Raw genomic sequence first — 269 nt, 5'->3', positions numbered from 1 at the left:
GGACGCGTAGCTCAGCTGGATAGAGTACCTGGCTACGAACCAGGCGGTCGGAGGTTCGAATCCTCCCGCGTCCGCCATATTTGAAACTCACATCGAGTATAAAGATACAAATTTGGTCGGAGGTTCACTCTTTCAAGAGACGTCCCGCAACCGCCATATTTGAAAAATCATTGCAAGATTATAAAATGCAATTGCGGACGCGTAGCTCAGCTGGATAGAGTACCTGGCTACGAACCAGGCGGTCGGAGGTTCGAATCCTCCCGCGTCCG

Annotated in this window: 2 tRNA genes; both read left to right on the top strand. The window is 51.7% G+C overall.

Annotated elements, in window-relative coordinates:
* Positions 1-77 (top strand) — tRNA-Arg (locus tag HUS61_RS21445).
* Positions 78-195: 118 nt separating this feature from the next.
* Positions 196-269 (top strand) — tRNA-Arg (locus HUS61_RS21440).

Source organism: Pseudoalteromonas sp. 0802 (genome assembly GCF_013350085.1).
Taxonomy (GTDB): Bacteria; Pseudomonadota; Gammaproteobacteria; order Enterobacterales; family Alteromonadaceae; genus Pseudoalteromonas.
Note: the sequence above shows the minus strand (reverse complement) of the source record. Positions and strands in the feature narration are given on the sequence as shown.